This window comes from Enterobacter cloacae complex sp. 402C9, from assembly GCF_050030745.1.
Taxonomy (GTDB): Bacteria; Pseudomonadota; Gammaproteobacteria; order Enterobacterales; family Enterobacteriaceae; genus Enterobacter; species Enterobacter intestinihominis.
In genome coordinates this window covers 3,964,910-3,981,393 of the sequence record NZ_JBLGUW010000001.1, presented here as the reverse complement: position 1 = coordinate 3,981,393, position 16,484 = coordinate 3,964,910, and the positions used below count along the sequence as shown (strand labels likewise).

Here is a 16,484-nt window from a genome sequence, read left to right as displayed (position 1 = left end):
CTACCAGCTGACGGTCACCTCAAAGCCCCCTTCAGGCGCATTGCCCAGCGAGACGCGCATCCCGTGTAACGCCGCGATGCGCTTCACGATAGACAACCCCAGACCGCTGCCGGTGGCGTCCTGGCCCGGTGGACGATAAAAGCGCTCGCCGAGACGCGCCAGCGCATCGGTTGAAATGCCCGGGCCGTTGTCGCGCACGGTAAAGCTTTGGGTGTTCAGCGTCACGTCCACCACGCTGCCGCGCGGGCTGTAACGAACGGCGTTGTCCAGCAGGTTACGCGCCAGCAGGCTCAGCAATAGCGGCTGTCCGTGACGCATCACCTCGGGCGCGTTGACGTTGAGCCGAATATCAATGCCCGCCTGCTGCGCCGGATGCCAGATATCCAGCACCGCGGATTGCAGCAAATCGGCCATCATCACGGGTTCGACGTCATCAAGATTATCCAGTGAATCCAGGCGCGACAGGGTGAGAAGCTGATCCACCAGTCGGGAGGCGCGGTCGATGCCCGCATGCAATTGCCCCAGCGCTTTAGACTGCGCCCCGGGATCGTCAAGGGAAAGCTGCGCCACGTCGGTTTGCACCTTCAGCGCGGCCAGCGGGCTGCGCAACTCATGAGCGGCATCCGAGGTGAAGCGGCGCTCGCGGGCCATCATCTCCTGCGTACGGGCGAAAAGATGGTTAAGCGCATCAAGCAGCGGGCGAACCTCCGTCGGCACGCCGTGGGTGGGCAGCGTATCGGTCGCATCCGGCGAGCGTGAACGCAGGGTCTGCGCCAGGTTTTTCAGCGGTTTCAGTTCCCGGCTCAGCAGGACAATCAGCAACAGAAGCATTACGGGCAGCGCCACCAGCCACGGCGTCAGCTGTGAGCTGACCACATCCAGCGCCATATCCTGTCGGTACTCCCACTCCTGGCCAACCACCACGCGGTATTTCCCGTCCGGGGAGGTCAGCCACAGGAAACGCCATTCGTCGTTGTCATCCTGCAACCGACCGTCATCAAATCCGTCCCGGCGGTAGTGATAAGGTATGTCGCGCCCGTTCTCACCGTCGTTAAGCACCATGCTGCCGTCTGCGGTGAAGATTGCGAAGGCCAGCGCATCGTCGTCAAGATGGCCGTGTTTGGCTTTTTTCGGCACCTCGCGCATGCGTTCCGGGGCGCGGAGTTCGTCCACGTCCATCGTCAGCAGCCGTTTGGCAAACAGCATCTGCTGGGTATCGAACAGCTTATCGAGCTTGTCGGTCGTCTGGTGCCAGGCCACCACGCTTGCGGCAAACCAGGCCGCCAGGGACAGCAGCAAAAAGAGGAGCGTCAGGCGCAGCTTCAGGCTCAGGCGTTGGGTCAGTTTCATGCGTCACCCAGGGTATAACCGATGCCGTGCACGGTGCGGATAAATTCGCTGCCGAGCTTGCGGCGTAAATGATGAACGTGGACTTCGACGGCGTTGCTGGAGACGTCATCATCCCAGTTGTAGAGTTTCTCTTCGATGGCCTTGCGCGGCAGCACGCGGCCCGCGTTGCGCATCAGCAGTTCCAGCAGGGCGAACTCTTTGGGTTTGAGCACCAGCGTTTCGCCCGCCAGCGTGGCGACAAGACTTGCCGGATCGAGCGTGACCTTGCCGTGACGCAGCTCGCTGCGCGCCTGCCCGTGGCTGCGGCGCACCAGCGCTTCGAGGCGGGCTGCCACTTCAATCAGCGCGAACGGCTTACACAGGTAATCATCCGCCCCCAGGCGTAACCCTTCGACGCGCTGATTCAGCGCATCCCGCGCGGTGAGGATCAGCACCGGTTCGCTCTTACCGCTTTCGCGCCAGGCGCGCAGGATCTCAAGCCCGTCGATTTCCGGCAGCGTCAGGTCCAGCACCACGGCATCGTACGGCGCGGTGTACAGGGCCGCCTGCCCGGTTTTACCGTCGGTAAACCAGTCCACGTTAAAGCCCATTTTGCTTAAGCCCGCTTTGATGCCATCGCCGATGAGCTTGTCGTCTTCTACCAGTAAAATGCGCATATTTCCTCCTTGATGCCGTCAGTAAACCTTCTGCAAGCGCCTGCTGTACAGTAAAAATAAATAAATTTTCCCCTTAAGAAGTTGTTAAGGTTTACCCTGTTTAATGGATTGTGAAACGACATTAAAGGGAGAGATTAAGATGAAAAAATACGCTGCAATTGCTGCCATTATGATGATGACCACTGCCCCTGTTTTTGCTGCACAGGGTGGCTTCTCTGGCCCATCTGCGACACAGACCCAGACGCAAACCCAGCAGGGTGGCTTTGTCGATAATAACGCCAACCTCACTACCGCGGCTAAAGTCAAAGATATGAAGGACGACAGCTGGGTGAAGCTGCGCGGTAATATTACCGAGCGCCTGTCCGATGACCGTTACACCTTCCGCGATGAAAGCGGCACGGTGGTGGTGGAGATCGACCACAAGCGCTGGAACGGCGTGACGGTGACGCCACAGGATAAAGTCGAACTCCAGGGTAAAATCGATAAAGACTGGAACGAGTTTGAAATCGACGTGAAGCAGGTTATCAAGCTGAACAAATAACCCGGAAAGGGCCGCATGAGCGGCCCTTTTTCTTTGTGACTCAACTCGCCAGATGAGGTAGTATCTGCGGCAATATTGCCTGAAACCCATCGGTTTCTGAGTTGAGGAATCACACGTAATGAGCGATATGGCAGAGCGCCTCGCGCTACATGAATTCACGGAAAACGCCTACCTGAACTACTCCATGTACGTCATCATGGACAGGGCGTTGCCGTTTATCGGGGATGGCCTGAAGCCCGTTCAGCGCCGCATCGTCTATGCGATGTCCGAACTGGGGCTGAATGCGACCGCCAAGTTCAAGAAATCCGCCCGTACCGTCGGTGACGTGCTGGGGAAATACCATCCGCACGGTGACAGCGCCTGCTATGAAGCGATGGTGCTGATGGCCCAGCCGTTCTCTTACCGCTATCCGCTGGTGGATGGCCAGGGGAACTGGGGGGCGCCGGACGATCCGAAATCCTTCGCGGCGATGCGTTATACCGAATCCCGCCTGTCTAAATATGCCGAAGTGCTGTTGGGCGAGCTGGGGCAGGGTACGGTCGACTGGGTGCCAAACTTCGACGGTACGATGCAGGAGCCGAAAATGCTGCCTGCGCGTCTGCCGAACATCCTGCTGAACGGCACGACCGGTATCGCCGTGGGCATGGCGACGGACATTCCGCCGCACAACCTGCGTGAAGTGGCGAAAGCCGCCATCACCCTGATTGAGCAGCCAAAAACCTCGCTGGACGATTTGCTGGATATCGTGCAGGGGCCGGACTATCCGACCGAAGCCGAGATCATCACCTCGCGTGCTGAAATCCGTAAAATCTACCAGAACGGCCGCGGCTCCGTGCGCATGCGCGCGGTATGGACCAAAGAGGATGGCGCCGTGGTGATCACCGCGCTTCCGCACCAGGTCTCCGGCGCGAAGGTGCTGGAGCAGATTGCCTCCCAGATGCGCAATAAAAAGCTGCCGATGGTGGACGACCTGCGCGACGAATCGGACCACGAAAACCCGACCCGTCTGGTGATTGTGCCGCGTTCTAACCGCGTGGATATGGAGCAGGTGATGAACCACCTGTTCGCCACTACCGATCTGGAAAAAAGCTACCGCATCAACCTGAACATGATTGGTCTGGACGGTCGTCCGGCGGTGAAAAACCTGCTGGAGATCCTCACCGAATGGCTGGCCTTCCGCCGCGATACGGTGCGCCGCCGTCTGAACCATCGGCTGGAGAAAGTGCTTAAGCGCCTGCATATCCTCGAAGGTTTGCTGGTGGCGTTCCTCAACATTGACGAAGTGATTGAGATCATTCGTACCGAGGACGAACCTAAGCCAGCCCTGATGTCGCGCTTTGGCATCAGCGAAACTCAGGCTGAAGCGATCCTCGAACTGAAGCTGCGCCATCTCGCTAAGCTGGAAGAGATGAAGATCCGCGGCGAGCAGAACGAGCTGGAAAAAGAGCGCGATCAGCTTCAGGCGATTCTGGCGTCCGAGCGCAAGATGAACACCCTGCTGAAGAAAGAGTTGCAGGCCGATGCCGACGCCTTTGGCGACGACCGTCGTTCTCCGCTGCATGAGCGCGAAGAAGCGAAGGCGATGAACGAGCACGACATGCTGCCGTCCGAGCCGGTGACCATCGTGCTTTCCCAGAGCGGCTGGGTGCGTAGCGCCAAAGGCCACGATATCGACGCGCCGGGTCTGAGCTACAAATCCGGTGACAGCTTCAAGGCGGCGGTGAAGGGCAAGAGCAACCAGCCGGTGGCGTTTATCGACTCCACGGGCCGCAGCTACGCCATTGATCCGATCACGCTGCCATCCGCGCGCGGGCAGGGCGAACCGCTGACCGGCAAGCTGACGCTGCCGCCGGGCGCCACGGTTGACCATATGCTGATGGAAGCCGACGATCAAAAACTGCTGATGGCGTCTGATGCTGGCTACGGCTTTATCTGCACCTTTAACGATCTGGTGTCGCGTAACCGCGCCGGTAAAGCGCTGATCAGCCTGCCGGATAACGCCCACGTCATGCCGCCGCTGATCATCGAGAACGAAAGCGATATGCTGCTGGCGATCACCGCTGCCGGACGCATGCTGATGTTCCCGGTCAGCGATCTGCCGGAGCTGTCGAAAGGGAAGGGCAACAAGATCATCAGTATCCCGTCAGCGGAAGCGGCAAAAGGCGAAGATAGCCTGGCGCATCTCTTCCTGCTGCCGCCGCAGAGCACGCTGACCATTCATGTCGGCAAACGTAAGATCAAACTGCGTCCGGAAGAGTTGCAGAAGGTGGTTGGCGAGCGCGGACGTCGCGGCTCACTGATGCGTGGCCTGCAGCGCATTGACCGCGTGGAGATCGACTCGCCGGCGCGCAGCAAAGCGGACGACAGCGAAGAGTAACCTGTTTCATCCCCCCCTCTTTCCGGAGGGGGATTACCATAAAATTTCCCGTAAAAACGTTGTTAATTCGTGCGTTGCGATTAACAATACGCGCTCGTAATAAAGTCCTTACCTGGCCACAGGTGAAGTATAATTGTCAGCTGTCAGGGCTTCAGAGGTCGCTATGCTATACATTGTTCGTCTTATTCTTACCGTTATTTACTGCATTCTGGTCTGTATTTTCGGATCGATTTATTGCCTGTTCAGCCCGCGTAACCCAAAACATGTCGCGACGTTCGGGCACATGTTTGGTCGCCTTGCGCCATTGTTCGGCCTGAAGGTTGAAAAGCGTCTGCCTGAAGGGGCGGAGAATTTCGGTAACGCCATCTATATCGCTAACCATCAGAACAACTACGATATGGTGACGGCCTCAAATATTGTTATTCCGCCGACCGTAACCGTCGGGAAAAAGAGCCTGCTGTGGATCCCGCTTTTCGGCCAACTGTACTGGCTCACCGGTAACTTGCTGATTGACCGCAACAACCGTGCGAAAGCGCATGGCACCATTGCGGAAGTGGTGGATCAGTTTAAAAAGCGCCGGATCTCAATCTGGATGTTCCCGGAAGGGACGCGCAGCCGCGGTCGCGGCCTGCTGCCGTTCAAGACCGGCGCGTTTCATGCTGCAATTGCGGCAGGCGTTCCAATTATTCCCGTGTGCGTTTCCAATACATCGAATAAGATTAATCTTAACCGTCTGAAAAACGGACTGGTCATTGTCGAAATGCTACCGCCGGTGGATACCTCCAAATACGGTAAAGACCAGGTGCGCGAGCTGGCCACGCACTGCCGCGAGCTGATGGCTCAGCACATTGCACAGCTCGATAAAGAAGTTGCAGAGCGAGAAGCCGCCGGTAAGATTTAACCCGGTTTCGTTCAAGGGAAAACGAATTCCCGCGTTGTTAGTCGTTTCAGATGGAGCTTATATGTCACTCAGTCGGCGTCAGTTTATTCAGGCTTCGGGTATCGCCCTTTGTGCGGGTGCGATGCCGCGGACAGCCAGCGCCGCCGGGCAGCAACAGCCGCTGCCTATTCCGCCGTTGATTGAATCCCGTCGCGGACAGCCGCTATTCCTCACGCTTCAGCGTAGCCACTGGTCCTTTACCCAGGGAACGCGCGCGCAGGTATGGGGCATTAACGGACGCTACCTCGGGCCGACCATTCGCGTGTGGAATGGGGATGACGTCAAGCTCATCTACAGTAACCGGACGACGGAAAATGTCGCAATGACCGTCAGTGGGTTGCAGGTGCCGGGGCCGCTGATGGGCGGCGCGGCGCGCATGATGTCGCCGAATGCCGACTGGGCGCCCGTCCTCCCGATTCGTCAGAGCGCGGCGACATTGTGGTATCACGCCAACACCCCGAACCGCACCGCCCAGCAGGTCTATAACGGCCTGGCCGGGATGTGGCTGATTGAAGATGAGGTCAGTAAAACGCTGCCGATCCCGAATCACTACGGTGTTGATGATTTCCCGATCATTATTCAGGACAAGCGTCTGGATAACTTCGGTACGCCGGAGTACAGCGAGCCGGGCAGCGGTGGCTTTGTGGGCGATACGCTGCTGGTTAACGGCGCGCAAAGCCCGTATGTCGAAGTGTCTCGAGGCTGGGTGCGCCTGCGTCTGTTGAATGCCTCTAACTCGCGCCGCTACCTGCTGCAAATGAGCGACGGCCGCGCCCTGCATGTGATTTCAGGCGATCAGGGGTTATTACCTGCGCCGGTGTCGGTCAAACAGCTGGCGCTGGCGCCGGGCGAACGTCGTGAAATCCTCGTGGATATGACCAACGGGGATGAAGTGTCCGTGACCTGCGGCGAAGCGGCAAGCATTGTTGACCGCATTCGCGGCTTCTTTGAACCGTCGAGCGTTCTGGTCTCCACGCTGGTGCTGACGCTGCGCCCGACCGGCCTGTTGCCGCTGGTGACCGACAGTCTGCCGATGCGCCTGCTGCCGCAGGAAATTGTGACCGGCCCTGCAGTACGCAGTCGCGATATCAGCCTTGGCGACGATCCGGGCATCAACGGCGCGCTGTGGGACGTAAACCGTATTGATATCACCGCCCAGCAGGGAACCTGGGAGCGCTGGACCGTCCGCTCGGAGATGCCGCAGTCGTTCCATATTGAAGGGGTGTCATTCCTGATCCGCAACGTCAACGGGGCGATGCCGTTCCCGGAAGACAGGGGCTGGAAAGATACCGTTTGGGTGGATGGGCAGGTAGAACTGCTCGTCTACTATGGACAGCCGTCATGGCCGCACTTCCCGTTCCTGTTCCACAGCCAGACGCTGGAGATGATGGACAGGGGGTCGGTAGGGCAGATGCTGGTGAATCCGGCACCGTAAAACGAGTCGGGTGGCGGCTTCGCCTTACCCGACCTACAGGCCCGTAGGCCCGGTAAGCGTAGCGTCACCGGGCAATAAATACCCCTTCATTTCCCCCGATAAACCAGCGTATAATCCCGCTCCTTTTGTCTATTTTTTCTTCGGAAGCATTATGAGCGCAATTTCCCTGATCCAGCCGGATCGCGACCTCTTCTCCTGGCCCCAGTACTGGGCAGCCTGCTTTGGACCGGCGCCGTTCCTGCCGATGTCCCGGGAAGAGATGGATCAACTGGGCTGGGACAGCTGCGATATCATTCTGGTGACGGGTGATGCGTATGTCGATCACCCGAGCTTTGGCATGGCGATCTGCGGCCGTATGCTGGAAGCTCAGGGTTTCCGCGTGGGGATTATTTCTCAGCCTGACTGGAACAGCAAAGACGACTTTATGCGTCTGGGTAAACCTAACCTGTTCTTTGGCGTGACCGCGGGCAACATGGACTCGATGATCAACCGCTATACCGCGGACCGTAAGCTGCGTCATGACGACGCTTATACGGCAGATAACGTGGCGGGTAAACGTCCCGATCGCGCGACCCTCGTCTACACCCAGCGATGCAAAGAAGCATGGAAAGACGTGCCGGTGATCCTGGGCGGCATCGAGGCGAGCCTGCGCCGCACCGCGCACTACGACTACTGGTCTGACACCGTGCGCCGTTCGGTGCTGGTGGATTCGAAAGCCGACATGCTGATCTTCGGCAACGGCGAGCGTCCGCTGGTGGAAGTGGCGCATCGCCTGGCGCAGGGTGAAGCGGTCAGCGAGATCCGCGACGTGCGCAACACCGCGATCATGGTGAAAGAGGCGCTGCCGGGCTGGAGCGGGGTGGATTCCCGCATTATCGATATGCCGGGCAAAATCGACCCTATCCCGCATCCGTACGGTGACGATCTGCCGTGCGCGGATAACAAACCAGTTGAGCCGAAGAAAGCGGAAGCAAAGGCCGTGGTGGTGCAGCCGCCGCGTCCGAAGCCGTGGGAAAAGACCTATGTGCTACTGCCGTCATATGAGAAGGTCAAAGCTGACAAGGTGCTCTACGCACACGCCTCCCGTATTCTGCACCATGAAACCAACCCGGGCTGTGCCCGCGCGTTGATGCAAAAGCACGGCGAGCGTTATATCTGGGTTAACCCACCGGCGATCCCGCTCTCTACCGAAGAGATGGACAGCGTTTTTGCCCTGCCGTACAAGCGTGTGCCGCATCCGTCATATGGCAACAGCCGTATTCCGGCGTACGAGATGATCCGCTTCTCGGTCAACATCATGCGCGGCTGCTTCGGCGGGTGCTCCTTTACTCTTGTTTTTATGTATTTAGAGTTAAACTCTACTTTTCTATTTTTAGAATTCAAGCTATTCATCGTAATTGAGAGATATCCTTTTAATGTTCAGCAAGCCTGTTAAAAGCACTTTATCTGAACCGCGTTTTGCCTAAATCCTGCTCAATATATACTCTCCCTGAGTTCTGAAATCCTCAAATTCCCCAATCTTAAAGCATTGATACATAGATGATGTCAGATAATGCGCAATCATCTCACCGCCAATATGGATCCGTTCCGGGTGTGGGTATGTCGCCTGTATAGCCCTTTGTTCATTCATCATTACAGGAATTGTCTGCAACAAATCCCCATCCAAGATTTGGCACTCAGGTTTTACTCCTGTTCCGTATTGTAATTGCTCTGATTCGAAATCATGGACTGAGCGATAGGCGAACGAAACGATATTTCCTGTTTCCTCGCAAATTGCGAACTGATAAACACTGGTTGTCACCGTTGAAGAAGAGGGAATTGCATGGTCATGCTTGTATTGTTTCCACAGCCTCCTTAGACAGGCCGATGTATGATAATTGAGATTTTGTATACCTGATACGACCATTCTGGTTGATGCTTCAAGCAACCAGGTGTTAGAAAATCCACCTGCCCCCGTACCTGCTATGATGGTTCTTAGCTGGGGGATGTAACCTGCTTTGGAAACAAAAGATAACGGCTCCCCATTATCGGTGACGGCAAGGGTATCTGTTACAATCAGTGCTTGTGCTTCGTCTGTATAAAATATCAGTGATGACATATTTTCCTCATCCAGAAAAGACATTACATGAATCACAGAACAGGTCACTACAACCACGTGAAAGGGAGTCAGACCATTTTCCAGAGGTAAATATATTCTTGTGTTTGGACGCGTTGCGGTTCTCTGTAAAAAATATATAGCACAAACAAAAGTCCCCGCAGGGATAAATATAGTTATATGCGCTTTTTCTGCTGGCTTTTACAATTGAAAGTGACAGGTAAACGAAATGTGTTACAGGTTTCTTTTGCTTTTCGTTGGGTTCTGTATATGCGAATTTACCCTGTGTGTTATTTTTGCAATGGACTCAGGCTGTATTCAATCAATTAAGGTTTACTTCTGGCATTAAGATGTATCCGTTGCCTGTTTTTTAAGGGCACGGTTTGTGCCGGGAAATGAAAATCACATCTTAAGTTCTTCACTCAAAGGATTTGTGATGTTTATCACGTATGGTCCGGGTAACGTGTTGAGGTCAATGTATTGCATCGTGATGGTGTCGTTACATCTTTTACTTTCCTCCTGATTTGCATATTCACTCCCGGCAACCTGGTTGTTTGTTTTTTCTTCTTCCGGATTTATAGTGTAGGCATGAGGTGGCGTTTCAGGGCGACAGACTGTGAGGATAATCACTAACATTCATGCGCGTTATGGGCGTGTCAGCAAACTGGATGCAACAGAGCCGAAACTGAAATTTGAACCCGGATTTCTGTATGCTGAAATACCTTATATTAGCGGCATCCAGAATCGAAAACTGAGCCGATATGTACACTTTTATCTTATGGATAAAGCTATCCTGCAGGCCAGGGATTTAAAGCCTTTAGCCCGGGCATTTTTACGCTGGATAAGGTGGCTGGAGGATAACGGACTTGACCCTTTCACCCCGGGAACGTTGAAATACCAAAGCCCTACATATGGCTTCAGGGAGTATCTTCTGGGGGCCGTAAGGCAGGGGCGCATCGCCTCATCCACCGCGGCGGTGTACATCAGCGTTATCCGACGGTTTTACGTATTTCTGGGCAAGTGTGGTGAGCTGGCTGCCAGCTCATTTTTTACGTTGGTCGAAAAAGTCGTTGACGGGCGACGCAAGGTGATAAGTTCGGATCTTGCCATCAGGATAACCAGCACAACAAAAAGGACAATCAACCCACTGAATGATGCAGAGGTTCATATCCTGGATGAGGCACTGAAATCTGAGTCCGGGTTGTTCAGTTTAATGATTGTGCTGATGAAAAATTGTGGGCTACGGCTGGATGAAATGCTGACCCTGCCGTCGTCACTCTTTACTGAAGAGTACCTTGCCAGTGTCCCTGTATCTGAGTTGACCATCAGGGGGCTTCATATTGGTCCGAGATGCGGAGTTCATACGAAGTTTGGGATGACGCGAGAACTCTTCATCACCAGACGATTGTACGAGCAGGTTCTGGATTATCTGGCGGATGAGGAGTATGAAAAGAAGATCCAAAAATGGCGTGCACGACAGGGTGGGGAAGGGCGGCACGAGCCTTTATTTTTAATGGCAAACGGGAAACGGATGTCTGAAAAAGCCTTTTACTCCCGCTGGTACAGTTTTCGCCATCGCCTGGCCCGGTCTGCTCCGGGAAATGTGTTCAGACATAAACCCCATGATTTGCGGGCAACGTTTGCGACCCATTTTTTACGCTCGGCACTGAGTTGCTATCCCGATCAGGCCGCAAATGCGCTGGGTACAGTAAAATACTGGATGGGCCATAAAAGCGAAAATACGACGATGAAATACATCGTCTTTCTTCAGCAAAACCAGATTTCTGATGCAGTCGCCGGGGTCATGGACGCATTGATTGACGGTGCTGCAGGTCGCGATGGAGCCATATATGAGCCGGAGTGAAACGCAGATAACGTGGATGGCCGAAAATGTGCTGTCATGGGAGACGGTCAGCGGACACATCACTCAGCGGGATCTGAACCGATATTATTTACTTGACGTTTATCTTCAGGCTCATTTTTCAGATTATGTGTTGCTCCCCGGATGGTTTAGTGAACATTCGCATCTTGCCCGCCCTGAAAAACGCGATTTTATTGCCTCTCTGAAACGATTTCTTCTGTCTTACCGTCCCGCCGGAAGGTTAACCATTTTCCGTTATCTCAATATGTTTTTTATATGGCAGTCAGTCAATCAGTATGACTATGGCACGGCTGAAGGCGTTGAAATGTATATTAAACATCTCATGAACGATATTCGTCGGCGAAAAATTTCAGTCAGGATGGCAAGACACTACTTGTCCGTGGTCAACCGGTTTTTGCTTACGGGCGGGCAGATTCAGAGGCGGTATGAATATGAATTCTTACCGAAAGGAACGTATCAGCAGCAGGGAAGGGATAGCTATACCAGGAATGAACTTTCCGAGATCCTGAGGCAGTTGTCATCCATGAATGAGTTCCTTGCGGGATGTATCCGGGAGCATATCGCTAAATCGGAAAAAGGGGTGCGGCATTTCTCACCGTCTTTGCTGGCACCTGTTTATGAAGCGTATTTCCGGTATCCGGGAGAGAACGGGGTCAGCAGGGCAGAGATCATCATCAGGGACGTTCTGGAAAATTACTTTCTTACTTCTTTTTTTCTGTTCTGTTACCACACATGGGGAAACACCTCTCAGGTTCTGGGTCTGACGCGGGATGATATACATCTGGATGAAAAGGGTATCAGCACTGATTATGTTTATAAGGGGAGAGCGAATAAGTATATACGTCTGACGATAGGTAAATCGGAGTATGTGACCAAACGTGCGGGCTATTACTGGTTTCTGTCTTTTATCAGGCTCAGGGACGACATCGTTAACTATCTGGTTTCCGCAGATAACTTCCCTCCGGTACAGGCGCTGTTTCTGAGTGAGCCGCAGGTGAAATTCCGTAAGCTTTATTCTCTTAATCCCAGTCATCTGACTAAATTTTCTAACTCTGAGGGGGCGTGGGCCACGATGCGGCAGCTTAATCCCTCGCTTCCATCAATTACCGTTTCTGGCTTGCGCAAAACGTCTGAGCAGTATACGGACAGAACATTAAAGAATGGTCTGATTACGGCGGAAAAAGCACAGCATAACTGGGGCACTTACAGGCGGAATTATGCTGCAGGTAACCCACAGGGGGCGAAGGAAAACTTCAGTGCTGCACTTGATACGCTTATGAATCAGGGGATTGCGACACGTGCGTTATCCGAGCGGGTAAAAGTTGCTGATGAGCTGGGGATCGATCTGCGTGGAAGCGATGAGGGTGTGGATCTTTTATTGAATGGCCTGGGATGTCGATCGCAGGAGCCGCCTACAGATATTGAATTGCGCTTTATAAAAAAGCAAAAACGATTTGGCCGGACACCAAAGGCTTGTGCGGATTTTTCTCATTGTGTCGAATGTTCAAAAAGTTGCGTTGTGGAAACGCTGGAGTCTGTATGGCTCCTGCTGTCATTCAGGCATGCTATCGAGTATGGAAAACCGTTGTACATCGGTTCGGTCAATGCTGTGGAGCGTTATGAAACGTTACTCCTGAAGATTGATTTACGGCTTGGGCTGGTAGATGAGGCGATCCTGAAAAAAGCGCGCGTTAAACTTCAGCGAGAAGGTGTGGCTCCGGTATGGCAGATTTGAAGAAAAAAGAGGTAAGCCGTAGTCGAATGGCGGAGTTTCCTGCCGGAACGCCGCTTCGTTCAGGGGATGAGTTTCCGACTGAGGATATCATCTGTGAGGCACTAGAAAACAAAAGCTTTGAACGTCTGAATAACTGCCTGGTTATCGCCAGCTCAGATGAACATGATATGCGTTTTATCAATGAGGAGACGCTGAATATTTATTTCAGGGATGATGTCTGGACCAATCGCTATGTCAGAACCCATATTGGTGAAACGTTAAGAACCGTTAATTTTTCAGGCATACGGGATCCTGAACTGCGTCTTGAAGCCAAAATCATCTCAGCCAGCCTGCTCTGGATTGTCGGCAGGACCGCGAAGACGCAGTCCCTGATCCGGAAATGTGCAAACATTGTGGCGGGAGCCCGTATTATTGAGTCTATGGGGTATCGCAGTCTGTTTCAGCTTCGTTTTCCGCTTGTCCGGAATGCTTTCATTGTAAAGATGAAGGAGGAGGATGAGCACGGCAGGAAGCGTTCTGAAAGAACATTACGTAATTACTTTATGGACCTGGCGGATATCTCGCTGACAGGTCATACCCGTCTTCGAAAATACGGTTACTTTCCTGATATTAGCTTCGACAGTTACAACAGTGTGGATGATTCAAACCAGACATATTGTATGCCTTTCAGTCTTATGATGTCTGTCTGGGAAGGGCTGATTACTGAACTGGATGCTGAAATCAGTGATTTCGATTTTGACGGGTTTTCCCGGCTGTGCGCTATCATAAACGGTTTTTATGATTCGCCTTACTATACGTCGATGCTGGAAGCCCGTAAAAGAGGGACAGCAAAAAGCATACCGGATTACCGGGCCGCGTATTACTACAATATTGTTGCCGGGGAAATTCGGGCGCTTTTCGCGACACTTGGCCCCGGGATGCAGGGCTGGTTCTCGGTACATAAAAATAAGCGCTGGAGATCTGATTTTATTGGCGTTGATCACATAAAGCTGAACACCTGGCATTTTGAGCTGACGTTAAAAGTCATGAATGTGATACAGGCCATGTCGGGGATGAGACACAGCGAAGTGCTTGGCGTGATGCACGGTTCACTGATTTATGATGGTGATATCCTGGGACTTCGTTCGGTGTTGCATAAGTTCGCCCCGGAAGGTGGAAGTCACGAAGACTGGGTTGTTTGTCGCTATGTGGAAAAGCCTTTTCAGCATTTACGCAGAATTAATCAAATCATGACAGGCCTGGACGGGAAGACGCTGGACAATGTTCCATTGTCTTTAAATATCAGGTCGTGGTTCTCGGAGCAAAAACTCTCTTTTATGGGGACGCAGCGCCAGACTGAGTGGGCAAAGAAATTTGTGAAAAGACACCATCTGTTCATCCGACGTGACCATATTGATGAGTTCAGGCTTTTAAATCCAAACATACGTGATGATGAACGCGTTGCGATGGAGATTCGGGAGGGGGCTTTCTGGCCATTGCGAACCCATCAGTTTCGCCGTTCACTTGCTGTACACCTCAGGCGTCTTGATCTGATTTCTACTAATGATCTTATCCGGCAGTTTAAGCACTTAATCAGAGGCATGACGGAGTGGTATATGTCCGGTGCACTCAACGCTTCGCATTTTAGCCGGGCGATCCCTCAGGCATTCGCTGCCGAGATTGAAAGGGTTGATACCGAACTCTCAGCTTCCAGGGCTGTTTCTTATCAGCATGAAGGCCTGCTTTATGGCGAAGGCGGGAAGTTACTGATGTCCCAGAGAGGTGGGCACTTACATCAGATGACGTTTCCTACACTGAAAAAAGCGATGAGCATGGCTAAACGAGGCGGGCAAAAACTGGTATCTCTTGGAAACGGTTTTTATTGCATGAATGGCCATGACTGCGAGTTTAAGGCGGTTGTTCAGTCAGCGTCCTGCAATCCGGGATGTGAGAACATGCTGGCCGGAGCTGATTCTGTTCCCGTGTGGAAACGCAGGATGGCTCATTATGACAACCTTCTGGAGATTGCCGTGCGAAATAATGCTCCTCAGGCTGACAGGGATTTTCTGATGCTTGAGAGAGATTTTTATGCAGATGCTGTCCGCTTTTTTGAAAAGGATGAATAGAGCATGACGAACGAACAGTCGGGGGTTAAAAAAACACAGGCAAGAGCAGAGCAGGCCCTGAGGGAACTGATGTTATCAGGGGAGCGTATCAGCCAGTATGCTGTGGAAAAACGAGCGGGGCTGGCAAACGGCACCCTGAATTATAACTGTCCTGAGTACAGGCAGGTCAGGGAGGCTATCCGCAGTCTGAAAAAAACGTGCCAGGGCACCGCGCCGGTTGATGAGCAGGGCATTGAGCAGCAGATCAAGCTGAAAGAAAAGTATCGCCGTCAGAGAAATGAGCTGAGGGAAGAAATCAAAAAGATGATGGCTGAAAATGTAGAGCTGTTACATAACCTTATACTTTTACAGCAGTATGTCAGGGAGCTTGAACGCAACACCGGGAGGGAGAAAGGGGACGTCATTCCGTTCTCGGGTGGTGTCAGGGACTGAGGCTATACTGAACGGAAGGACGCGAGGTGAATCGCCACAGGTTTAACAGACACCTCAGAGTCATTTAAGATGACTTAAAGAGAGGTGCCCATGAGCGGTAAGCGTTATCCTGAAGAGTTTAAAATTGAAGCAGTCAAACAGGTTGTTGATCGCGGTTATTCTGTTGCCAGCGTTGCAACGCGTCTCGATATCACCACCCACAGCCTTTACGCCTGGATAAAGAACTACGGTCCGGATTCTTCCACTAATAAAGAACAGTCAGATGCTCAGGCCGAGATCCGCCGTCTTCAGAAAGAGCTGAAGCGGGTTACCGACGAACGGGACATATTAAAAAAAGCCGCGGCGTACTTCGCAAAGCTGTCCGACTGAGGTACGCCTTTATTCGTGACAACACCTATTGCTGGCCTGTTCGCCTGCTCTGTCGGGTGCTGGATGAACATCCCAGTGGTTTTTACGCCTGGCTTCAGCAGCCGCATTCACAACGCCATCAGGCAGACCTGAGACTGACAGGACAGATTAAACAGTTCTGGCTGGAATCGGGATGCGTCTATGGTTATCGCAAAATCCATCTGGATCTGCGGGACAGCGGGCAACAGTGCGGAGTGAACAGAGTCTGGCGACTGATGAAACGTGTCGGGATAAAGGCTCAGGTCGGATACCGGAGCCCGAGGGCATGTAAAGGCGAGGCCAGTATCGTGTCGCCCAACAAGCTCCAGCGACAGTTCAATCCGGATGCTCCGGATGAGCGTTGGGTAATCACAGCGTGGTTTCCTCAAACCCTCGCTGTGAATTAACTGAAATACTTCATTGAAGCTGTAACCAAACAGTTAACTGAAAGAATGAGCCCGCAGAGCATTGCACAGCGATGACACCATTTGTTGAGCTTCACCGTTTTCGCATACAACCGTCCGGAATTTGGAAAAGCACTGTCTTTTT

The 16,484-nt window shown here is 53.1% G+C and carries 12 protein-coding genes and 2 pseudogenes; 10 read left to right on the top strand and 4 right to left on the bottom strand.

What is annotated here, in order from left to right:
• Together qseC and qseB are read right to left on the bottom strand one after the other, a co-directional pair.
• Entirely contained in the window at positions 1-1,350 is a 1,350-nt protein-coding gene (gene qseC, locus ACQG1K_RS18940; protein WP_023306956.1) for a quorum sensing histidine kinase QseC, read from the bottom strand.
• Positions 1,347-2,006, bottom strand: coding sequence for a quorum sensing response regulator transcription factor QseB (gene qseB / locus ACQG1K_RS18935; RefSeq protein ID WP_367076425.1), 660 nt, complete (start codon positions 2,004-2,006; stop codon positions 1,347-1,349). The genes qseC and qseB overlap by 4 nt, the downstream gene beginning before the upstream one ends.
• A gap of 139 nt (positions 2,007-2,145) precedes the next feature.
• Between qseB and ACQG1K_RS18930 the strand changes: the two genes are divergently transcribed.
• The 5 genes and pseudogenes from ACQG1K_RS18930 to ACQG1K_RS18910 all read left to right on the top strand — a co-directional run.
• Positions 2,146-2,547, top strand: coding sequence for a YgiW/YdeI family stress tolerance OB fold protein (locus ACQG1K_RS18930; RefSeq protein WP_022649408.1), 402 nt, complete (start codon positions 2,146-2,148; stop codon positions 2,545-2,547).
• A 118-nt stretch (positions 2,548-2,665) separates the two neighbouring features.
• A complete protein-coding gene (gene parC / locus ACQG1K_RS18925) occupies positions 2,666-4,924 on the top strand; it encodes a DNA topoisomerase IV subunit A (protein ID WP_023298608.1) in 2,259 nt (752 codons plus the stop codon).
• 163 nt (positions 4,925-5,087) lie between these two features.
• A complete protein-coding gene (gene plsC, locus ACQG1K_RS18920; protein ID WP_022649406.1) occupies positions 5,088-5,825 on the top strand; it encodes a 1-acylglycerol-3-phosphate O-acyltransferase in 738 nt (245 codons plus the stop codon).
• A gap of 61 nt (positions 5,826-5,886) precedes the next feature.
• Positions 5,887-7,299, top strand: a complete 1,413-nt coding sequence (gene ftsP / locus ACQG1K_RS18915; protein ID WP_023298607.1) for a cell division protein FtsP — start codon at positions 5,887-5,889, stop codon at positions 7,297-7,299.
• Positions 7,300-7,450: 151 nt separating this feature from the next.
• Positions 7,451-8,626: pseudogene (locus ACQG1K_RS18910) on the top strand (YgiQ family radical SAM protein); the annotation flags it as partial.
• A 135-nt stretch (positions 8,627-8,761) separates the two neighbouring features.
• Here ACQG1K_RS18910 and ACQG1K_RS18905 read toward each other — a convergent pair.
• Positions 8,762-9,397, bottom strand: coding sequence for a hypothetical protein (locus ACQG1K_RS18905; protein WP_012477419.1), 636 nt, complete (start codon positions 9,395-9,397; stop codon positions 8,762-8,764).
• A gap of 399 nt (positions 9,398-9,796) precedes the next feature.
• Complete coding sequence (locus tag ACQG1K_RS18900) at positions 9,797-10,030, bottom strand: hypothetical protein (RefSeq protein ID WP_012477417.1); 234 nt, start codon at positions 10,028-10,030, stop codon at positions 9,797-9,799.
• Here ACQG1K_RS18900 and ACQG1K_RS18895 point away from each other — a divergent pair.
• The 5 genes and pseudogenes from ACQG1K_RS18895 to ACQG1K_RS18875 form a co-directional block, all read left to right on the top strand.
• A complete protein-coding gene (locus ACQG1K_RS18895; RefSeq protein WP_007897923.1) occupies positions 10,011-11,258 on the top strand; it encodes a tyrosine-type recombinase/integrase in 1,248 nt (415 codons plus the stop codon). The two genes, ACQG1K_RS18900 and ACQG1K_RS18895, sit on opposite strands and share 20 nt — an antisense overlap.
• Positions 11,245-13,011 (top strand): hypothetical protein, encoded by a 1,767-nt coding sequence (locus tag ACQG1K_RS18890; protein ID WP_032607906.1) that lies wholly within the window; start codon positions 11,245-11,247, stop codon positions 13,009-13,011. Before ACQG1K_RS18895 ends, ACQG1K_RS18890 begins: the two co-directional genes overlap by 14 nt.
• Positions 12,999-15,116 (top strand): hypothetical protein, encoded by a 2,118-nt coding sequence (locus ACQG1K_RS18885; RefSeq protein ID WP_017384059.1) that lies wholly within the window; start codon positions 12,999-13,001, stop codon positions 15,114-15,116. The genes ACQG1K_RS18890 and ACQG1K_RS18885 overlap by 13 nt, the downstream gene beginning before the upstream one ends.
• 3 nt (positions 15,117-15,119) lie before the next feature.
• Positions 15,120-15,548 (top strand): hypothetical protein, encoded by a 429-nt coding sequence (locus tag ACQG1K_RS18880; RefSeq protein WP_017384060.1) that lies wholly within the window; start codon positions 15,120-15,122, stop codon positions 15,546-15,548.
• A 90-nt stretch (positions 15,549-15,638) separates the two neighbouring features.
• Positions 15,639-16,327 (top strand): annotated as a pseudogene (locus tag ACQG1K_RS18875) (IS3 family transposase); the annotation flags it as partial.
• Between the last annotated feature and the right edge of the window lie 157 nt (positions 16,328-16,484).